This window comes from Pedococcus sp. P2_F6 (assembly GCF_056403675.1).
Map to the genome: position 1 here is coordinate 462,966 of NZ_JBFUEZ010000001.1, position 17,853 is coordinate 480,818.

14 protein-coding genes are annotated in these 17,853 nt (G+C 69.1%); 7 read left to right on the forward strand and 7 right to left on the reverse strand.

From position 1 onward, the window contains the following. The first annotated feature begins 161 nt into the window (after positions 1-161). Positions 162-836: a response regulator gene (locus AC1DWP_RS02175; RefSeq protein ID WP_477612805.1), complete on the forward strand. Its 675-nt coding sequence runs from the start codon at positions 162-164 to the stop codon at positions 834-836. On the opposite strand, the gene AC1DWP_RS02180 is transcribed toward AC1DWP_RS02175, so the two are convergent. Further along, complete coding sequence (locus tag AC1DWP_RS02180) at positions 833-1,609, reverse strand: maleylpyruvate isomerase family mycothiol-dependent enzyme (RefSeq protein WP_477612806.1); 777 nt, start codon at positions 1,607-1,609, stop codon at positions 833-835. The two genes, AC1DWP_RS02175 and AC1DWP_RS02180, sit on opposite strands and share 4 nt — an antisense overlap. Then, positions 1,606-3,420: a glycoside hydrolase family 15 protein gene (locus AC1DWP_RS02185; protein WP_477612807.1), complete on the reverse strand. Its 1,815-nt coding sequence runs from the start codon at positions 3,418-3,420 to the stop codon at positions 1,606-1,608. Before AC1DWP_RS02185 ends, AC1DWP_RS02180 begins: the two co-directional genes overlap by 4 nt. Before the next feature lie 246 nt (positions 3,421-3,666). On the opposite strand from AC1DWP_RS02185, the gene uvrA reads away from it, so the two are divergent. Continuing rightward, positions 3,667-6,807 (forward strand): excinuclease ABC subunit UvrA, encoded by a 3,141-nt coding sequence (gene uvrA / locus AC1DWP_RS02190; protein WP_477613418.1) that lies wholly within the window; start codon positions 3,667-3,669, stop codon positions 6,805-6,807. 98 nt (positions 6,808-6,905) lie between these two features. Here the strand turns inward: uvrA and AC1DWP_RS02195 are convergent, their stop codons facing one another. The 5 genes from AC1DWP_RS02195 to AC1DWP_RS02215 form a co-directional block, all read right to left on the reverse strand. After that, on the reverse strand, positions 6,906-7,625 hold the full coding sequence (locus tag AC1DWP_RS02195) for an ABC transporter ATP-binding protein (protein ID WP_477613419.1): 720 nt from the start codon (positions 7,623-7,625) through the stop codon (positions 6,906-6,908). Next, positions 7,615-8,550 (reverse strand): ABC transporter ATP-binding protein, encoded by a 936-nt coding sequence (locus tag AC1DWP_RS02200; RefSeq protein ID WP_477612808.1) that lies wholly within the window; start codon positions 8,548-8,550, stop codon positions 7,615-7,617. The genes AC1DWP_RS02195 and AC1DWP_RS02200 overlap by 11 nt, the downstream gene beginning before the upstream one ends. Then, complete coding sequence (locus AC1DWP_RS02205) at positions 8,543-9,673, reverse strand: branched-chain amino acid ABC transporter permease (RefSeq protein ID WP_477612809.1); 1,131 nt, start codon at positions 9,671-9,673, stop codon at positions 8,543-8,545. The genes AC1DWP_RS02200 and AC1DWP_RS02205 overlap by 8 nt, the downstream gene beginning before the upstream one ends. Beyond that, a complete protein-coding gene (locus AC1DWP_RS02210) occupies positions 9,670-10,656 on the reverse strand; it encodes a branched-chain amino acid ABC transporter permease (RefSeq protein WP_477612810.1) in 987 nt (328 codons plus the stop codon). The genes AC1DWP_RS02205 and AC1DWP_RS02210 overlap by 4 nt, the downstream gene beginning before the upstream one ends. Before the next feature lie 114 nt (positions 10,657-10,770). Continuing rightward, positions 10,771-11,898, reverse strand: a complete 1,128-nt coding sequence (locus AC1DWP_RS02215; protein WP_477612811.1) for a branched-chain amino acid ABC transporter substrate-binding protein — start codon at positions 11,896-11,898, stop codon at positions 10,771-10,773. 300 nt (positions 11,899-12,198) lie between these two features. Between AC1DWP_RS02215 and AC1DWP_RS02220 the strand changes: the two genes are divergently transcribed. The 5 genes from AC1DWP_RS02220 to whiA all read left to right on the forward strand — a co-directional run bounded on the left by AC1DWP_RS02220 (position 12,199) and on the right by whiA (position 17,843). Beyond that, positions 12,199-12,651: a Rieske (2Fe-2S) protein gene (locus AC1DWP_RS02220; RefSeq protein WP_477612812.1), complete on the forward strand. Its 453-nt coding sequence runs from the start codon at positions 12,199-12,201 to the stop codon at positions 12,649-12,651. Between the two features lie 122 nt (positions 12,652-12,773). Continuing rightward, positions 12,774-14,744: an excinuclease ABC subunit UvrC gene (gene uvrC / locus AC1DWP_RS02225; protein WP_477612813.1), complete on the forward strand. Its 1,971-nt coding sequence runs from the start codon at positions 12,774-12,776 to the stop codon at positions 14,742-14,744. A gap of 28 nt (positions 14,745-14,772) precedes the next feature. After that, entirely contained in the window at positions 14,773-15,723 is a 951-nt protein-coding gene (gene rapZ / locus AC1DWP_RS02230) for an RNase adapter RapZ (RefSeq protein ID WP_477612814.1), read from the forward strand. Between the two features lie 76 nt (positions 15,724-15,799). Then, a complete protein-coding gene (locus AC1DWP_RS02235; RefSeq protein WP_477612815.1) occupies positions 15,800-16,735 on the forward strand; it encodes a gluconeogenesis factor YvcK family protein in 936 nt (311 codons plus the stop codon). Positions 16,736-16,862: 127 nt separating this feature from the next. Further along, positions 16,863-17,843 (forward strand): DNA-binding protein WhiA, encoded by a 981-nt coding sequence (whiA, locus tag AC1DWP_RS02240; RefSeq protein WP_179422770.1) that lies wholly within the window; start codon positions 16,863-16,865, stop codon positions 17,841-17,843. The last annotated feature ends 10 nt before the right edge of the window (positions 17,844-17,853 follow it).

Sequence of the window (17,853 nt, forward strand, 5' to 3'; positions counted from 1 at the left end):
ACGGAATCGTGTGGACGGACGGCGTCGTCCGAACCGGCGACGTCGTCCGAACGGACGGCGTCGCATGGACGTAACGGACTAGTCCGGTCACCCTTTTGACGTAGGACGACCTCCGGCACGGGCCGGTTTTGTCCGCTCTGCCGGTGCGTCACCGTGGGGCCATGCCAGCCCCCGTGCGCGTGTTGCTCGTGGATGACCACCAGGTGTTCGTGGACGCCCTGGCCATCTGTCTGGGGGACTACCCGGACATCGTGGTGCAGGGTTCTGCGACCAGCGTCACCCAGGCCCTGCGGCGCCTGGAGGAGGTCGAGTGCGACGTGGTCGTGCTCGACCTCGACCTGGCGGGCGAGGATGGCCTCCTGGTCGCCCGGGAGGCGTTGGTGACCAGGCCGTCGATGGGCATCGTCGTCGCCACGGGCGCGGCGGCGGGGGACCAGATCGTGGAGGCCGTCCAGCTGGGCGTCCGTGGCTGGGTCTCCAAGACGGAGACCGCCGAGGCGCTCGTGGACGCCATCCGCGGCGTGGCGCGGGGGGAGACCCGCATCCCGGCCGGCTTGCTGGCTGGAGTCCTGGTGGCGCTGTCCCGGGGACAGCGCACCACGGTCGAGCACGTCCAGGGGATCCGTGAGCTCACCGGGCGCGAGCTCGAGGTCCTCGGCTGCCTGGTCGAGGGCATGAGCCGAACCGAGATCGGGACCCTTCTGCACGTGTCCCCCAACACCGTGCGCACCCACGTCCAGAGCATCCTCCACAAGCTCAAGGTGCACTCAGCCCTGGCGGCGGTGGCCATCGCCCGGCGGGCCGGCATCTCGGGGGCGTCGCTCCCGATCCCCTAGGCCCCGGGAGGGAGTTCCGGAAGGCCCCCTTCCGCACTGACGCCGGCGTCGATGCGCCGGGCCAGCCAGAGGAGCACCCCGGGCCGCGAGCCGTGGATCTCGGTGGAACCCTCGCCGACCATCCACTGGTCACCTTCAGAAGTTCTCAGGTCCAGGGCTGGCGGGTGACCGCCCATGCGCAGCCTCGACACCGCATCGTCGATGAACCGGCGCAGCAGGTCCGGCTCGACATCGCCGAACCCGAACCCGTCGTCGAGGTCGACGTGGTGGTAGACGACCTCGCGCAGCCGCACGAACGGCAGGGCCATCGGTGAGATCTTCAGGCCACCACGCATCTCGACCTCGTCGACGGCGAGCGACCCCGTGAGCTCGGCCAGCCGCGGCGCCAGAGCAGAAGCGGTGCGGGCGACGTCGTCGACGAAGACGCCGGCCGGACGGCGGTCGTCGGATGAGGCCGGCCCTGCGCGCAGGGCGCCCTCCTCGATCTCGGCGTCACGGGCCGCGGTGCCTCCGGGATACATCTCCCGAGGATGTCCGTCCAGGGCCCACTCGGTGAGCCGCAGGATCGCGTCGGCGTTGCGGGCCACGTGGGTGAGGACGTGCGCGCGGCTCCAGCCCTCGCAGAGCGACCTCGCCCCTACGTCACCGAGCTGGGTGGCATGGTCCACGAGCAGCTGGGTATGCCGTGACACGAGCCGGAGGTCCGTGTCGAGGTCGGCAGGGGAGCCCGGGCCACGGCCCGAGCCGGTACCGGCGGTGGTGGGGTCGGTCATGGCAGCTGTCCTCCCGCGCTGGCGGCCCCCTTCGCCTCGGCCTCGGCGAGGGCGTGGGCCGCGCCGATGAAGGTGAGGTGGGAGAAGGCCTGCGGAAAGTTTCCCACCATCCGCTTCTCGAGGGGGTCGTACTCCTCGGAGATCAGGCCCACGTCGTTGAACAGCGCGACGAGACGGTCCATCAGGTCCCGGGCCTTCTCGGCCTGTCCGCACACGGCATACGCGCTGACGAGCCACCACGAGCAGGCCAGGAAGGGGTGCTCGTCGCCGGCGAGGCCGTCCACACCGCTCTCGGTGCGGTAGCGCAGCAGGAAGCCTTCACGCACCAGGTCCTGCTCGATGGCGGCAACCGTGCCGAGGACGCGCGGGTCGTCAGGAGGGAGGAAGCCCACGAGGGGGATGAGCAGCAACGACGCATCGACCTCGGTCGTGTCGTAGTGCTGGGTGAAGGTGTTGCGCTCGGCGTTGAAGCCCTTGGTGAGGATCTCGTCGCGCACCTCGTCCCGGAGCTCGCGCCACCGCTCGACAGGGCCGTCGAGCCCCCACTTCTCGACTCCCCGGACCGCCCGGTCGAACGCCGCCCACACCATGACGCGGGAGTGGGTGAAGTGCCGCAGGGGGCCACGGATCTCCCACAACCCGTTGTCCGGCTCCTGCCAGTGGCGCGCGAGGTTCTGGACGAGGGCACGCTGCATGGCCCACGACTGCGTCGACACCTCCAGCCCCCGCGCGCGGGCCTCGTCGAGGGCGATCATGACCTCGCCGAGGACGTCGGACTGGCGCTGGTCCACCGCCCCGTTCCCGATCCGGACAGGGGTCGAGCCGGCATACCCGGCGAGGTGGTCGAGCGTGCGTTCGGGTAGGCGACGGGATCCGTTGATGGTGTACATGATCTGCAGGTCCTCGGGGTCGCCGGCCACGGCACGCAGCAGCCAGTTGCGCCACAGGCGGGCCTCGTCGACGTACCCCGAGGCCAGCAGCGCCTCCAGCGTGAGGGAGGCGTCGCGCAGCCAGCAGTAGCGGTAGTCCCAGTTGCGCTCGCCGCCGAAGTCCTCGGGCAGGCTCGTGGTCGGCGCAGCGACGATGCCCCCGTAGCGCGAGTGCGTCATGCCACGCAGCGTCAGGAGCGACCTGACGACGAGCTCGCGATAGGGGCCCTCGTAGTCGCACCGGGCAGCCCACTCGTTGGACACCCGGATCGTCTCCGCGATCCTCGAGTCGATGTCCAGGGGTGGCGGCACCTGCTCGAACGAGGGGAACCACGTCGTCGAGAACGTGTGGGTCTCTCCGGCGGCGACGTCGAACTCGTCCTCGTGGTGCCCGTCACGGGCGTGGGGGAGCCGGCTGCCGCGCAGCACGAGCATGTCGGGCCCGGCGACCGCGGTGATGACGTCGCCGTCGAGGCGGTGTCCCACGCTGTGCGACACCCACGGGCGGACCTTGCCGTAGTCGAAGCGGACCACCCACTCGTGACACATCGTGACCGTGCCGCGCAGGCCCTCGACACTGCGGATGATGTCGGCCCGTCCGTCGCCCAGCGGCATCAGGTCCGTGACCTTCACCGCGCCCGTGTCGGTCTCGTGGACAGTCTCCAGAACGAACGAGTTCTCGATGTATCGACGGGTGCTGCTGGCGGGTCCCTTGGGGCCGAGGAGCCAGCGCCCGTTGTCGGGGGTGCCGACCAGCGCGGCGAAGCAGGCGCTCGAGTCGAACCGGGGGAGGCACAGCCAGTCGATCGAGCCAGCGCGGCTCACGAGGGCAGCGGTCTCGGTGTCGCCGAGCACGGCGTACTCCTCGATGGGGGTGGTCATGCGACGACACCCCGAGGACCCGAGTGAGGGACGAGCGAGGCCCGGAGGGGCGAGGAGCCTGGCCGGTTGGGCGTGGTCATGCGACGACACCCCGAGGACCCGAGTGAGGGACGAGCGAGGCCCGGAGGGGCGAGGAGCCTGGCCGGTTGGGCGTGGTCATGACGAGAGGGTATGCCGCGTGCAGGGGTCCACGCGGGAGGTGCCGGGCCGGTGGCCGGGAGAGGGTTGTCGGTGCGGCCACCTACGATGGTGCGCGTGACTTCAGCCGTGCCCGCCCGCCGCCACCAGCACGACCAGCTCATCGTCCGGGGTGCCCGTGAGCACAACCTCAAGGATGTGTCGGTCGAGCTGCCTCGTGACTCGCTGATCGTCTTCACGGGTTTGTCAGGGTCCGGCAAGTCGTCCTTGGCCTTCGACACGATCTTCGCCGAGGGGCAACGTCGCTACGTCGAGTCCCTGTCCGCCTATGCCCGGCAGTTCCTGGGACAGATGGACAAGCCCGACGTCGACTTCATCGAGGGGCTCTCGCCGGCGGTCTCGATCGACCAGAAGTCGACCAACCGCAACCCGCGCTCGACGGTCGGCACGATCACGGAGGTCTACGACTACCTCCGCCTGCTCTTCGCGCGCGCGGGCCGTCCGCACTGCCCGGTGTGTGGCGAGCCGATCACCCGGCAGAGCCCCCAGCAGATCGTCGACCGCCTCCTGGAGCTGCCCGAGAAGACCCGGTTCCAGGTCCTCGCCCCGGTCGTCCGCGCCCGCAAGGGGGAGTACGTCGACCTCTTCGGCGAGCTCCAGAGCAAGGGCTTCTCGCGAGCCCGGGTCGACGGCGAGGTCGTGTCGCTGACCGATCCCCCCAAGCTGGAGAAGCAGGTCAAGCACACCATCGACGTCGTGGTCGACCGCTTGGTGGCCAAGGGCAACGACACCGGGGCCAAGCGGCGGCTCACGGACTCCGTCGAGACCGCCCTCGGGCTGGCCGGGGGTGTCCTCGTCGTCGACTTCGTCGACAAGGACTCCAAGGACCCTGAGCGTGAGCGACGCTTCTCCGAGCGGATGGCGTGCCCCAACGACCACCCGCTGGCGATGGACGAGGTCGAGCCCCGCTCGTTCTCGTTCAACAGCCCCTTCGGCGCCTGTCCCAAGTGCACCGGTCTGGGCACCGAGCTGGAGGTCGACCCCGAGCTGCTGGTCCCCGACGAGGACCTGACCCTTGCCCAGGGCGCGATCGCCCCCTGGGCGTCAACCAGCGGGTCCGCCGAGTACTTCCAGCGCGTGATGACCGCGCTCGGTGAGGACCTCAAGTTCACGATGGACACCCCCTGGCACGCCCTGCCGGACCGCGCCAAGGAGGCGCTGCTGCACGGTCAGAACTACAAGGTCCACGTCCGCTACAAGAACCGCTACGGGCGGGAGCGGTCCTACACGACTGGCTTCGAGGGTGTGGTCCCCTTCGTGAAGCGTCGACACTCCGAGACCGACTCCGAGTGGAGCCGGGAGCGCTACGAGGGGTACATGCGCGAGGTGCCGTGCCCCGAGTGCGGTGGCGCCCGCCTCAAGCCCGAGTCGCTGGCCGTTCACATCGGGGGCCGCAGCATCTCGGCAATCTGTGCGCTGGCCATCGCCGACTGTGCGAAGTTCCTCAAGGAGGTCGACTTCACCGTCCGTGAACGGCAGATCGCCGAGCGGGTGATCAAGGAGATCGACGCGCGGCTCGGGTTCCTGCTCGACGTGGGGCTCGACTACCTCTCGCTCGACCGCCCGGCGGGCACGCTCTCCGGCGGCGAGGCCCAGCGGATCCGGCTCGCGACCCAGATCGGCTCGGGCCTGGTCGGAGTCCTCTACGTCCTCGACGAGCCGAGCATCGGTCTGCACCAGCGCGACAACCACCGGCTCATCGAGACGCTGACGCGGCTGCGCGACCTCGGCAACACGCTCATCGTCGTCGAGCACGACGAGGACACGATCGCCACTGCGGACTGGGTCGTCGACATCGGCCCGGGAGCCGGCGAGCACGGTGGGGTCGTCGTCCACTCGGGCACGGTCCAGGGACTGCTCGAGCACCAGGACTCGATCACCGGCAAGTACCTCTCCGGGCGCCTCGAGATCCCCATGCCCGCTCTGCGCCGACCCCAGGAGCGCGGGCGCGAGGTCACCGTCGTCGGGGCTCGCGAGCACAACCTGCACGGGGTCGACGTGTCGTTCCCGCTGGGCAACCTCGTGGCGGTCACCGGAGTCTCCGGCTCGGGCAAGTCGACGCTCGTCAACGACATCCTCTACAACGTCCTGGCCAACAAGCTCAACGGTGCCCGCCACGTCCCGGGGCGGCACAAGACGGTCACGGGCCTGGACAACCTCGACAAGGTCGTCCACGTCGACCAGAGCCCGATCGGCCGCACTCCGCGGTCCAACCCGGCGACCTACACGGGTGTCTTCGACGCCGTGCGCAAGCTCTTCGCGACGACGACCGAGGCCAAGATCCGTGGCTACCAGCCCGGTCGGTTCTCGTTCAACGTCAAGGGCGGTCGCTGTGATGCCTGCTCGGGCGACGGCACCATCAAGATCGAGATGAACTTCCTCCCCGACGTCTACGTCCCGTGCGAGGTGTGCCATGGGGCGCGCTACAACCGCGAGACGCTCGAGGTCCACTTCAAGGGCAAGACGATCGCTGACGTCCTCGACATGCCGATCGAGGAGGCCGCCGACTTCTTCGCCGCGGTGCCCGGCATCGCTCGCCACATGAAGACGCTCAACCAGGTGGGGCTCGGGTACGTCCGACTCGGGCAGCCCGCACCCACGCTGTCCGGTGGTGAGGCGCAACGCGTCAAGCTGGCCGCCGAGCTGCAGAAGCGGTCGACGGGCCGGACCATCTACGTCCTGGACGAGCCCACCACGGGGTTGCACTTCGAGGACATCCGCAAACTGCTCCTCGTCCTGCAGGGTCTGGTCGACAAGGGCAACACCGTGATCGTGATCGAGCACAATCTCGACGTCATCAAGAACGCCGACTGGATCGTCGACATGGGTCCCGAGGGCGGCAACGGCGGAGGTCGCGTCATCGCCGAGGGCACTCCCGAGCAGGTCGCCACGGTGGAGGACAGCTACACCGGGCAGTTCCTCGCGCCCATCCTGGCGCGCAGCGCGCGCACGCCGCAGCGAGCCACCGGGGCGGCCAAGCGCACCGCAGCTGCGGCCGCGCCGAAGAAGACCGCCACCACGAAGACCGCGACCACGAAGCCGGCAACCAACGCGACTCCGAAGACGACGACTGCGAAGAAGGCGACCGCGAAGAAGGCGACGGCGAAGAAGGCGACCGCGAAAGCGGCCACGAAGCGCGCCGCCCCCAAGGTCACGTCGAAGTCCGCGAAAGCGACCTCCACGAGGTAGGCCCACCCCGCCGATGAAGGCTCCTGCGCGAACGGCCCCTCGGAAATCACCGAGGGGCCGTTCGCGGTGTGCCGGCCAGCCGGCACACCAGGGAGTGCCTAGACGTCGCCGCCGAGGTAGGACGCCTTGACCGCAGGGTCGTTGGCCAGTTCCTGGCCGGTTCCCTCACGCACGATCTCGCCGGTCTCGAGGATGTAGGCGCGGTCGGCGCGCTTGAGCGCCTGCGCAGCGTTCTGCTCGACGAGGAGCACGGTCGTGCCCTGCTTGTTGATCTCGGTGATGATGTCGAAGATCTGCTGGATGAGCTTGGGCGCCAGTCCCATCGACGGCTCGTCCAGGAGCAGCAGCTTCGGGTTGGCCATGAGGGCGCGCCCGATCGCGAGCATCTGCTGTTCGCCGCCCGACATGGTGCCGGCCACCTGGCTGCGCCGCTCCGCCAGCCGCGGGAAGAGCCCGAAGACCCGGTCGCGGTCCTCCTTGATCTTCGGCGTCTTGCGGTCGCTCCGGGCGTAGGCACCCATGTCGAGGTTCTCGAGCACGGTCATGCCGACGAAGCAGCCTCGGCCCTCGGGCGACTGGGCGATCCCCAGCACCGGACGTTCGTGGGGCGGCATCGCGGTGATGTCCTGACCCTCGAACCGGATGGAGCCCGCGCGGACCGGGCGCAACCCGGAGACCGTCTTCATGGTGGTCGTCTTTCCGGCACCGTTGGCCCCGATGAGCGTGACCACCTCGCCCTCGTTCACCGTGAACGAGATGTTGCGGATGGCCTCGATGCGTCCGTAGTTGACGCAGAGGTCGTCGACCTCAAGAAGCATCTTCATCAACTCCCAGATAGGCGGCGATCACCGCAGGGTTGTCCTGGATCTCGGCGGGCAGTCCCTCGGCGATCTTCTTGCCGAACTCCAGCACCACGATCCTGTCGGTGACGCCCATGACGAGCTTCATGTCGTGCTCGATGAGCAGCACGGTGTAGCCCTGGTCGCGGATCGACCGGATGAGCTCCATCAGCCGAGCCTTCTCCGCCGGGTTGAAGCCGGCCGCCGGCTCGTCGAGGCAGAGCAGCTTGGGGTTCGTGGCGAGGGCTCGCGCGATCTCGAGCCGCCGTTGGTCGCCGTAGGGCAGGTTGCGGGCGAGCTCGTCGGCCCGCTTGTCCAACCCCATGAACTTGAGCAGCTCGAAGGCACGTTCCATGCCCTCGGCCTCCTCGGCATGGTGTTTGCGCAGCCGCAGCAGCGCCGACCCCATACCCGTGGAGTGGTGCGCATCCGCGCCGACCAGGACGTTCTCCAGTGCCGTCATGTTGTGGAACAACCGGATGTTCTGGAAGGTGCGGGCGATGCCCAGCTTGGTGATCTGGAACTTCTGTCGCTTGCCGAGCGGCTCGCCCATGAACTGGATCCCGCCCGAGGTGGGCTGGTAGACACCGGTCATCACGTTGAAGCAGGTCGTCTTGCCAGCACCGTTGGGCCCGATCAGGCCGAGGATCTCGCCGGTGTTGATGTGGAACGAGACACCGTCGAGGGCCGTGACACCGCCGAAGCGCAGGGTCACGTCGTCGACCTCGAGCATCTTGCCCTTGGGGAGGTGGGCGATCTCGTCGACACTGATGTCGACCGAGGTGTCCGGGGTGGTGTCGACCTCGGGACGGGTCGTGGCCTCGTCGTCGACCCGGGGTCCGCGTGCCGCGGCCGCGGCATCGGCGGTCTCGTCAGGCGTCTTGTCAGGCGTGGTGTCAGGCATGGGTCGCCCCTTCCTCGAGGACCTCTGTCTCGATGTCCGCCTGTTTGGCACGCACCGATCGTCGAGGCGGCATCAGGCCCTGCGGTCGGAAGATGGCCAGCGCCATCAGGGCGAGGCCGAACAGCAGGAACCGAGCGTCGGACAGGAACCGGAACTTCTCCGGCGCCCAGGTCAGCAGAGCCGCAGCGAGCACGACGCCCCAGCGGTTGCCCTGACCACCGACGACGACCATGGCGACGAAGAGCACGGAGTACAGGATGGTGAAGTTGTCCGGGTTGATGAACTGCTGCTTGGTGGCGAAGAGCGCACCGGACAGTCCGCCGATCGCGGCACCCGTGGCGAAGGCCAGCAGCTTGAACCGGAAGGTCGGGACACCCATGAGCTCAGCGGCGTCCTCGTCCTCGCGGGTTGCCTCCCAGGCCCGGCCGACGCGAGAGTTCTGCATCCGCCAGTCGAGGAAGAGCACCACGCCCACGAGAGTCAGCGCCAGCCAGTAGTAGGGCACCGAGTCGGTGACCCCGAACTGCAGGAACGTCGTGGTGTTGCTCTGGTCGACGTAGGCGACGAACCCCTCCCACTTGAGCTTGGGGATCTCGAACAGTGCCCAGCTCGGTGGCGTGGGAATGTTCGAGATACCGCGGGAGCCGCCGGTCAGGGCGTCGGCGTTCACCAGGATCAGCCGGACGATCTCGCCGAAGCCGAGGGTCACGATCGCGAGGTAGTCGCCCCGCACGCGCAGCGTGGGCGCGCCGAGGACGATGCCCGAGAACAGCGTGACCGCCATCGCGATCGGGATGCACAGCAGCAGCGGAAGCTTCCCATGGGCCGACCCGAGCACGCCCACCGTGAACGCGCCGATCGCGAAGAAGCCGATGTACCCGAGGTCGAGCAGGCCGGCATACCCGATGACGATGTTGAGCCCGATCGCGACCAGGGCGTACAGCGCGCAGAGGAACAGCACGGCACCGAAGTCGGAGTCGGTCGTCGTGATCAGCGGCGGGTTGAGGATCGGCAGGAGGTAGACGAACACCACGGCGGCGACCATCAGCACGATCTTGGCCCAGCGGGGCAGGGCACGGAAACGGTCACCGACCCCGTGGAACACGTTCGAGACGGCGCTCATGCGCGTGCCTTTCCGAGGGACTCACCGAGCAGGCCGGTGGGCCGGAACAGGAGGATGACCACGAGGAGCGTGAAGGCCACGACGTCCTTCCACTCTCCACCGAAGATGGCTTGACCGTAGTTCTCGGCCACGCCGAGGATGAAGCCACCGAGCAGAGCGCCGCGAAGGTTGCCGATGCCGCCGAGCACGGCGGCGGTGAAGGCTTTCACGCCGAGCAGGAAGCCCGAGTTGTAGCGGATCTGCCCGATCCGGATGAGGTACATCATCGCGGCGGCACCAGCCATGGCCCCGCCGATGACGAAGGTCAGCCGGATGACCCTGTCGCGGTTCACACCCATCAGGGCGGCGGACTCGGGGTCCTGGGCAACGGCGCGGATCCCCCGGCCGAGACGGGACCGCTGCATGAACTGGTCGAGCACGATCATCATGACGATGGCCGACCCCAGGACGATGAGGTCCTTGTTGGAGACGTGGTAGTCGAAGACGTAGAAGAGCCGCTTCGTCTCGATGTTGAGCGGGAACGGCGCGGCCTCGCGGGGACGGCCGACGTAGTTGACCAGGTCGTCGTCCTTGCCGAACCACTTGAACGGCTTGTCGCGCAGGCCCATCACTTCCGACAGCGTGTACGACGCACCGATCGCGGAGATGAGCGCGATCAGCGGTGGCGAGTTGCGCTTGCGGAGCGGGCGGTAGGCGACGAACTCGAGGCCGAGCGCCACGAGCGCGGAGATCACCATGGCCGACGCGAAGCCCGCAATGAGGAACCCGACGACGCCGATGCCGCTCGCCTTGCTGGCGCCGAGCGCCACCAGGGCCCAGACGGCCGCGAAGCCGCCCCACATGAACACCTCGGAGTGGGCGAAGTTGATGAGGCGCAGCACGCCGTAGACGAGCGTGTAGCCGAGAGCAATCAGCGCGTAGATGGCCCCGTTGGCCAACCCGGTGATTGTGAACTCCCAGAAGTTGTTCAGGAGAAGCTGCATCAGACCTCCGTGGTGAGGGACCTGCGCGTCAGTGCGGCGGGGTCCGGGTCCGGACGGGAACACGGTAGCGGCCAGGACCCCCGTTGCCGAGAGCCCWGGCCGCTACACGTGGTGTTACTTGACTTCCTGGTCCGGAACGATCTTGCCGCCGGTGACCTTGTAGGCCCACACGTGGATGTCCGCCGGCTCGCCCTTGGCGTCGAACTTGACCTGCTTGGTGACGCCCTTCTGGTCGTAGGAGGCGATGAAGGCGTTGATGTCGGCCGACGTGGTCTTCCCAGCCTTGATGGCAGCGAGGAACACGTTGGCTGCGTCGTAGGCCTCTGCCGAGTACGTGGCCGGGTCCGAGTTGTAGGCCTTCTTGTAGGCGGCCGCGAACTCGGGTGCCTGGTCCGGCGGGAGGCACGGGCAGGTGACGATGGCGCCCTCGGCCGCCGCACCGGCGCCCTTGATGAAGCCGTCGTCCTTGACGCCGTCGCCGGCGACGAAGGTGCCGGTGAAGCCACCGTCCTTCAGCTGCTTGGCCAGCTTGCTGGCGTTGGAGTAGTAGCCGCCGTAGAAGAACGCGGTCGCACCCGAGGCCTTGGCCTTGGTCACGGTCGCGGAGAAGTCGTCCTGCTTGCCGTCGGCTGCAGTGTGGTCGGTGCCGGTGACGAGCGCTCCGAGATCACTCTTGACGATGTCGGCCAGGCCCTTGCCGTACTCGGAGGTGTCGTCCGAGACGAAGACCTTCTGCGCCTTCAGGACGTCCTTGATGTACTTCGCGGCCGCGGGGCCCTGGCTGTTGTCGTTGCCGAGGATGCGGTGGAAGGTCTTCCAGCCGTTCTCGGACAGCTTCGTCGCCGTCGCGGAGGCCGTGATGATGTTCAGGCCGGCCTTGTCGAAGATCGGGTCGGCGGCCTTGGACTCACCGGAGAAGGCGGGGCCGACGATGCCGACCAGCTTCTTGTCGGTGACGGCCTTCTGGGCCAGTCCGGGGGCAATGGACGGGTCGCCCTGGCTGTCGAACGAGGTGAGCGCGACCTTGCAGTCGGCGTTCTTCTCGTTGTACTGCTTGACGGCGAGCTCGGCACCGTTCTTGATGTTGATGCCGAGGTTGGCAGCGTCGCCGGTGAGGGCGCCGAAGAAGCCGATCTTGAGGTCACACGCCTTGGAACCGGCGTCGGAGCTGCCGCCAGTGGTTCCACCACAGGCAGTCAGCGCGAGGGCAGCGGCCACGAGTGGCGCGCCAATCTTGAACACGGAACGCAAGACTCCTCCTGAAGTCATTGGGTGCTCGCGGGCCGTACGGCGCCCACGGGTCACCCCGGTTGGGGTGTGTGCAGACTATGCCGCTGTTCCCCCTGCGGGGCAGCACATCAACCCCATGCGTGACCGTGTCGTTATCACCGCCCGGTGGCGGGTGCCGTGAACGTCGTGGCAGCGTCACCCGTCATACCCATGTCCCACGCATGTCTCATACAGGTCCCACCCATCATCGGCCCGCATCCTCGGGCCATCTGGTCAGCCCGTGAGGGGGCACCTCCACCGAAAGGCGCGCGCATGACCACCCCAGAAGACCACCCCGTCACCGGCCCCTCCCGCCGCACCGTGCTGGCGTCCGCCGGCCTCGCCGGAGTCGGCGTCACTGCACTCGCCGGCTGTGGAGCCGCCGAGGACGCTGCGAGCAGCGCGGCCAGCACGGCCAAGGACGCCGCGACCAGCGCCGTCAAGGACGCCATCTCGAAGGCGACCATCCCCGTGGGGGGAGGCAAGATCTTCACCGACCAGAAGGTGGTGGTCACCCAGCCCACCTCGGGGGAGTTCAAGGCCTTCAGCGCCGTGTGCACCCACCAGGCGTGCCTGGTGACCACCGTCGCCAACGGCACCATCAACTGTGCCTGCCACGGCAGCGAGTACGACATCACCACCGGCGCGGTCAAGAAGGGACCGGCCACCAAGGCCCTTCCGGAGAAGTCCGTGGCCGTGAGCGGCGACGGGATCTCGGTCACCTGACCTTCCCCGCCAGAAGCGCAGGGCCAGGTATGCCGCGCCGTCCCGACGCGGCATACCTCGTCTCCGCGGGAAGCGGGGCTCCCGCGGGACGGGCCGTCGGTCGCCCTCCATAGAGTGGAGTCGTGGCTGACCCGTCGACCTACCGTCCGGCGCCGGGGGAGATCCCGGTCGACCCGGGCGTCTACCGGTTCCGGGACGCCGCCAAGCGCGTCATCTACGTCGGCAAGGCCAAGTCCCTGCGGCCGCGGCTGTCGTCCTACTTCCAGGACATCTCAGCCCTGCACCCCCGCACCGCCACCATGGTCACCACGGCTGCGAGCGTCGAGTGGACCGTGGTCTCGACCGAGGTCGAGGCGCTGCAGCTCGAGTACTCCTGGATCAAGGAGTACGACCCGCGGTTCAACGTCAAGTACCGCGACGACAAGTCCTACCCCTACCTCGCGGTGACGCTCGGGGAGGAGTTCCCGCGGGCGCAGGTGATGCGCGGGGCCAAGCGCAAGGGCACCCGCTACTTCGGCCCTTACGCCCATGCCTGGGCCATCCGCGAGACGCTCGACCTGTTGTTGCGGGTGTTTCCCGTCCGCACCTGCTCCTCGGGGGTCTTCAAGCGGGCCGGGCAGGTGGGCCGTCCGTGTCTGCTGGGCTACATCGACAAGTGCTCGGCGCCCTGCGTGGGGAGGGTCAGCCCAGAGGAGCACCGCGCCATCGCCGAGGACTTCTGCGACTTCATGGCCGGCAACACGACGCGGTTCGTCAAGCGGCTCGAGCGCGACATGGCTGCCGCGTCGAAGTCCTTGGAGTTCGAACAGGCAGCCCGGATGCGCGACGACCTCGTGGCGCTGGGCAAGGCGCTGGAGAAGTCCGCCATCGTCCTGGGCGACGGCACCGACGCCGACGTGTTCGCCCTCGAGCACGACGGGCTCGAGATCGCCGTCCAGGTCTTCCACGTGCGTGGCGGGCGCGTGCGCGGACAGCGCGGCTGGGTCGCCGAGATGGACGCCGAGACCGTGCCCGAGATCGTCGGCCACCTCCTCCAGCAGGTCTACGGAGGCGAGTCGGACGACAGCGTGCCGCGCGAGGTGCTGGTGCCGGTCCTGCCGGAGGACCCGGATGCCGTCGCGATCTGGCTCGGGTCGCTGCGGGGCTCCGGGGTCGACTTGCGCGTGCCCCAGAGGGGCGACAAGCGCACCCTGCTCGAGACCGTGCACCGCAACGCGAAGCAGTCGCTGGCCCGGCACAAGCTCGCCCGCGCCGGGGATCTCACGGCACGCAGCCAGGCACTGCAGGAGCTGCAGACCAGCCTCGACCTGGCTGATGCGCCGCTGCGCGTCGAGTGCTACGACATCAGCCACATCCAGGGCTCCCAGGTCGTCGGGTCGATGGTCGTCTTCGAGGACGGGCTGGCCCGCAAGTCCGAGTACCGCCGGTTCGTCATCCGTGGCGAGCAGGTGGACGACACCGCGGCGATGGACGAGGTGCTGACCCGGCGGTTCCAGCGCTACCTCGAGGAGCGCGACCAGGCCACCGACGTCGAGCTCGGCCCCGACCCGGAGAACGGTCCCGAGCGGATCGACCCCGACACCGGCAAGCCGAAGAAGTTCGCGTACCCGCCCAACCTCGTCGTCGTCGACGGCGGCCTGCCCCAGGTCAACGCCGCCCAGGCGGCCCTGACGGCGCTGGGCATCGACGACGTCGCCGTCGTCGGGCTCGCCAAGCGGCTCGAGGAGGTCTGGGTGCCCGGCCAGGACTACCCCGTCATCCTGCCGCGGACCAGTGAGGGCCTCTACCTGCTGCAGCGGGTCCGCGACGAGGCCCACCGCTTTGCCATCACCTTCCACCGCCAGCGCCGGTCCAAGGCCATGACCACGAGCGTCCTGGACGGTGTCCCCGGACTCGGGGAGACGCGACGCAAGGCCCTGCTGCGTCATTTCGGCTCGGTGAAGAAGGTTCGCGCGGCGACGGCCGAGGAGCTGCAGGAAGTTTCCGGCATCGGACCTGCGCTGGCAGCCACGATTGCGGCAGAGTTGGCCACCGCAGACACGGCCGCACCCGCCGTCAACCTGATGACCGGAGAGATCCTCGACGGTGACTGAGCGCGATGAGCAAGGAGACGGGGCAGGGATGACCGACGAGGACCGCGCAGCATCTGGGGCAGCGGTGCCGGACGCAGGAGCCCCGGACGCCGCCGACTCGGGCGACAAGCGCGACCAGGCTGAGCTCGTCATCGTGACCGGCATGAGTGGAGCCGGGCGGTCGACGACCGCCAACGTGCTCGAGGACTCCGGCTGGTACGTCGTCGACAACCTGCCGCCACACCTGCTCGTCTCGTTGGCCGACCTCGCCAACGAGGCACCGCGTCGGGCAGGTCTGCCGCGCCTTGCGGCCGTGGTGGATGTCCGGGCCCGCGGGTTCTTCGACCACCTCCAGACCGCGCTCGACGAGCTGCGCGACCGCGGGTGGCGACCCAACCTGGTCTTCCTGGACGCCACGGACGAGGCGATCGTGCGCCGCTTCGAGTCCGTGCGCCGACCACACCCTCTCCAGGGCCAGGGCCGGCTGCTGGACGGCATCACCCGCGAGCGCGCCATGCTGGCCGACCTGCGGGCCCGCGCCGACGTCGTCATCGACACGTCCGGCCTGAACGTCCACCAGCTCGCCAAGAAGGTCCACCCGGTCTTCTCCGGCGACATCGGCCACAAGGTCCGCATCGCGGTGATGTCGTTCGGCTTCAAGTACGGCGTGCCGCTCGACGCCGACTTCGTCTTCGACATGCGGTTCCTGCCGAACCCGTTCTGGATCCCCGAGCTGCGCAACTTCACCGGGCAGGACGCGCCGGTGGCCGAGTTCGTCATGGCCCAGGAGGGGGCTCCCGAGTTCGTCGACCGGGTCGTCGCACTCATGGACCCGGTGACCGAGGGCTACATCCGCGAGGGTCGCCGGTACGTCACCGTCGCGGTGGGCTGCACCGGCGGCAAGCACCGCTCCGTCGCCGTGGCCGAAGCGCTGCGGACCCGGCTCAGCAGCGACGACATCGCGACGTTCGTCGTGCACCGCGACCTGGGGCAGGAATAGTGAGTCTGACAGCGCAGCGAGCACACGAGCGAGGCACGAGCGAGGCGCGGAGCAAGCGCGGAAGCGAGCAGTTGTCATGACCGGCCCCGCGGTGGTCGCGCTCGGCGGTGGACACGGCCTCGCCGCTTCGCTCGAGGCACTCAAGCTGGTCTGTGACGACATCACGGCGGTGGTCACCGTCGCCGACAACGGTGGGTCTTCCGGACGGCTTCGCGACGAGTTCGACGTGCTGCCGCCGGGTGACCTGCGGATGGCCCTGACCGCGCTCTGCGACGACACCGAGTGGGGCCACACCTGGCGAGACGTCCTGCAGCACCGGTTCCGCGGCAACGGGCAGCTGGGCGGCCACGCCCTCGGCAACCTGCTGATCACCGCCCTGTGGGACCTGCACCACGACCCGGTCATCGGGCTCGACCTCGTTGGTCGACTCCTCAACGCCCGGGGCCGGGTGCTGCCCATGGCCGCCGTGCCACTCGAGATCACCGCCCGGGTACGTGGCCTGGACCCGGCCGACGCCCGGGCTCTCTCGACCTTGCGCGGCCAGGTGGCGGTCGCCACGACCAAGGGGACCGTGCTCAGCATCGCCCTCGAGCCGGCTGATCCCCCTTCGGCACCCGAGACCGTGGCGGCCGTGCGTGAGGCCGACTGGGTGATCCTCGGGCCGGGGTCGTGGTTCACCTCGGTGATGCCGCACCTCATGGTGCCGGGTCTGCGCGACGCGCTCCATGACACGACCGCCCGGCGGTTGCTGACCCTCAACCTGGAGCACTCCGGCGAGACGGCCGGCTTCACGGCCGCCCGCCAGCTGGAGGCGCTCGTGGACCACGCGCCGCGAATGCGGCTGGACGCCGTCCTGGCCGACCCCAGTGCTGTCGACGATGAGGCAGGATTGCGCACGGCCGCCGCGCGACTCGGTGCAGAGCTGGTGCTTGCACCAGTGGCGCAACGCGGCGCACCGGGGCACCATGACTCGCTCAGGCTGGCGGCGGCATACCGTGACCTGTTCGGCTGAGGGCGGACATGGTTGAGTCTGACGCGAGACCACGTCAGCGCCTCTGGGCGCCGACGAACCAGGGGAGACAGCACAGCATGGGAGCAGAGCCCACCAGTGCACGACGGCGAGATGGCAGGATGAACCAATGGCAATGACGGCGCGGGTCAAGGACGAGCTCAGCAGACTCGACGTCACGAAGCCCTGCTGCCGCAAGTCGGAGGTGGCCGCGACGCTGCGGTTCGCTGGCGGCCTGCACATCGTGGGGGGACGGATCGTCGTCGAGGCCGAGCTCGACACGGCGAACGCCGCCCGACGGCTCCGCAAGAACATCAGCGACCTGTACGGCCACCCCTCGGAGGTGCTGGTCCTCGCAGCCGGCGGTCTGCGCAAGGGCAGCCGCTACGTCGTCCGGGTGGTCCAGGACGGCGAGGCCCTGGCCCGGCAGACCGGGCTGATCGACGCCCGGGGGCGTCCGGTGCGGGGGCTGCCACCCAAGGTGGTCAGCGCCTCGGCCTGCGACGCCGAAGCAGCCTGGCGCGGTGCCTTCATCGCCCACGGCTCGCTGACCGAGCCCGGCCGATCCTCTGCTCTCGAGGTCACGTGCCCGGGGCCTGAGGCGGCCCTCGCCCTCGTCGGAGCGGCTCGTCGCCTCGGCATCCAGGCCAAGGCACGCGAGGTGCGCGGCGTCGACCGGGTCGTCATCCGCGACGGCGATGCCATCGGGGCAATGCTCACGCGACTGGGCGCGCACGACGCGGTCATGGCGTGGGAGGAGCGGCGGATGCGCCGCGAGGTCCGGGCCACGGCCAACCGGCTGGCCAACTTCGACGACGCCAACCTGCGCCGCTCGGCGCGCGCCGCCGTTGCGGCCGGCGCCAGGGTGCACCGCGCCATGGAGATCCTCGGCGACGAGATCCCCGACCACCTCAAGGAGGCCGGGGCGCTGCGGTTGGAGCACAAGCAGGCCTCGCTCGAGGAGCTCGGCCAGCTTGCCCAGCCACCGATGACCAAGGACGCCGTGGCAGGGCGGATCCGGCGCCTGCTGGCGATGGCCGACAAGCGGGCCCAGGACCTCGGCATCCCGGGTACCGAGGCCAACCTCACGCCCGACATGCTCGACGCCTGATCGACCCATG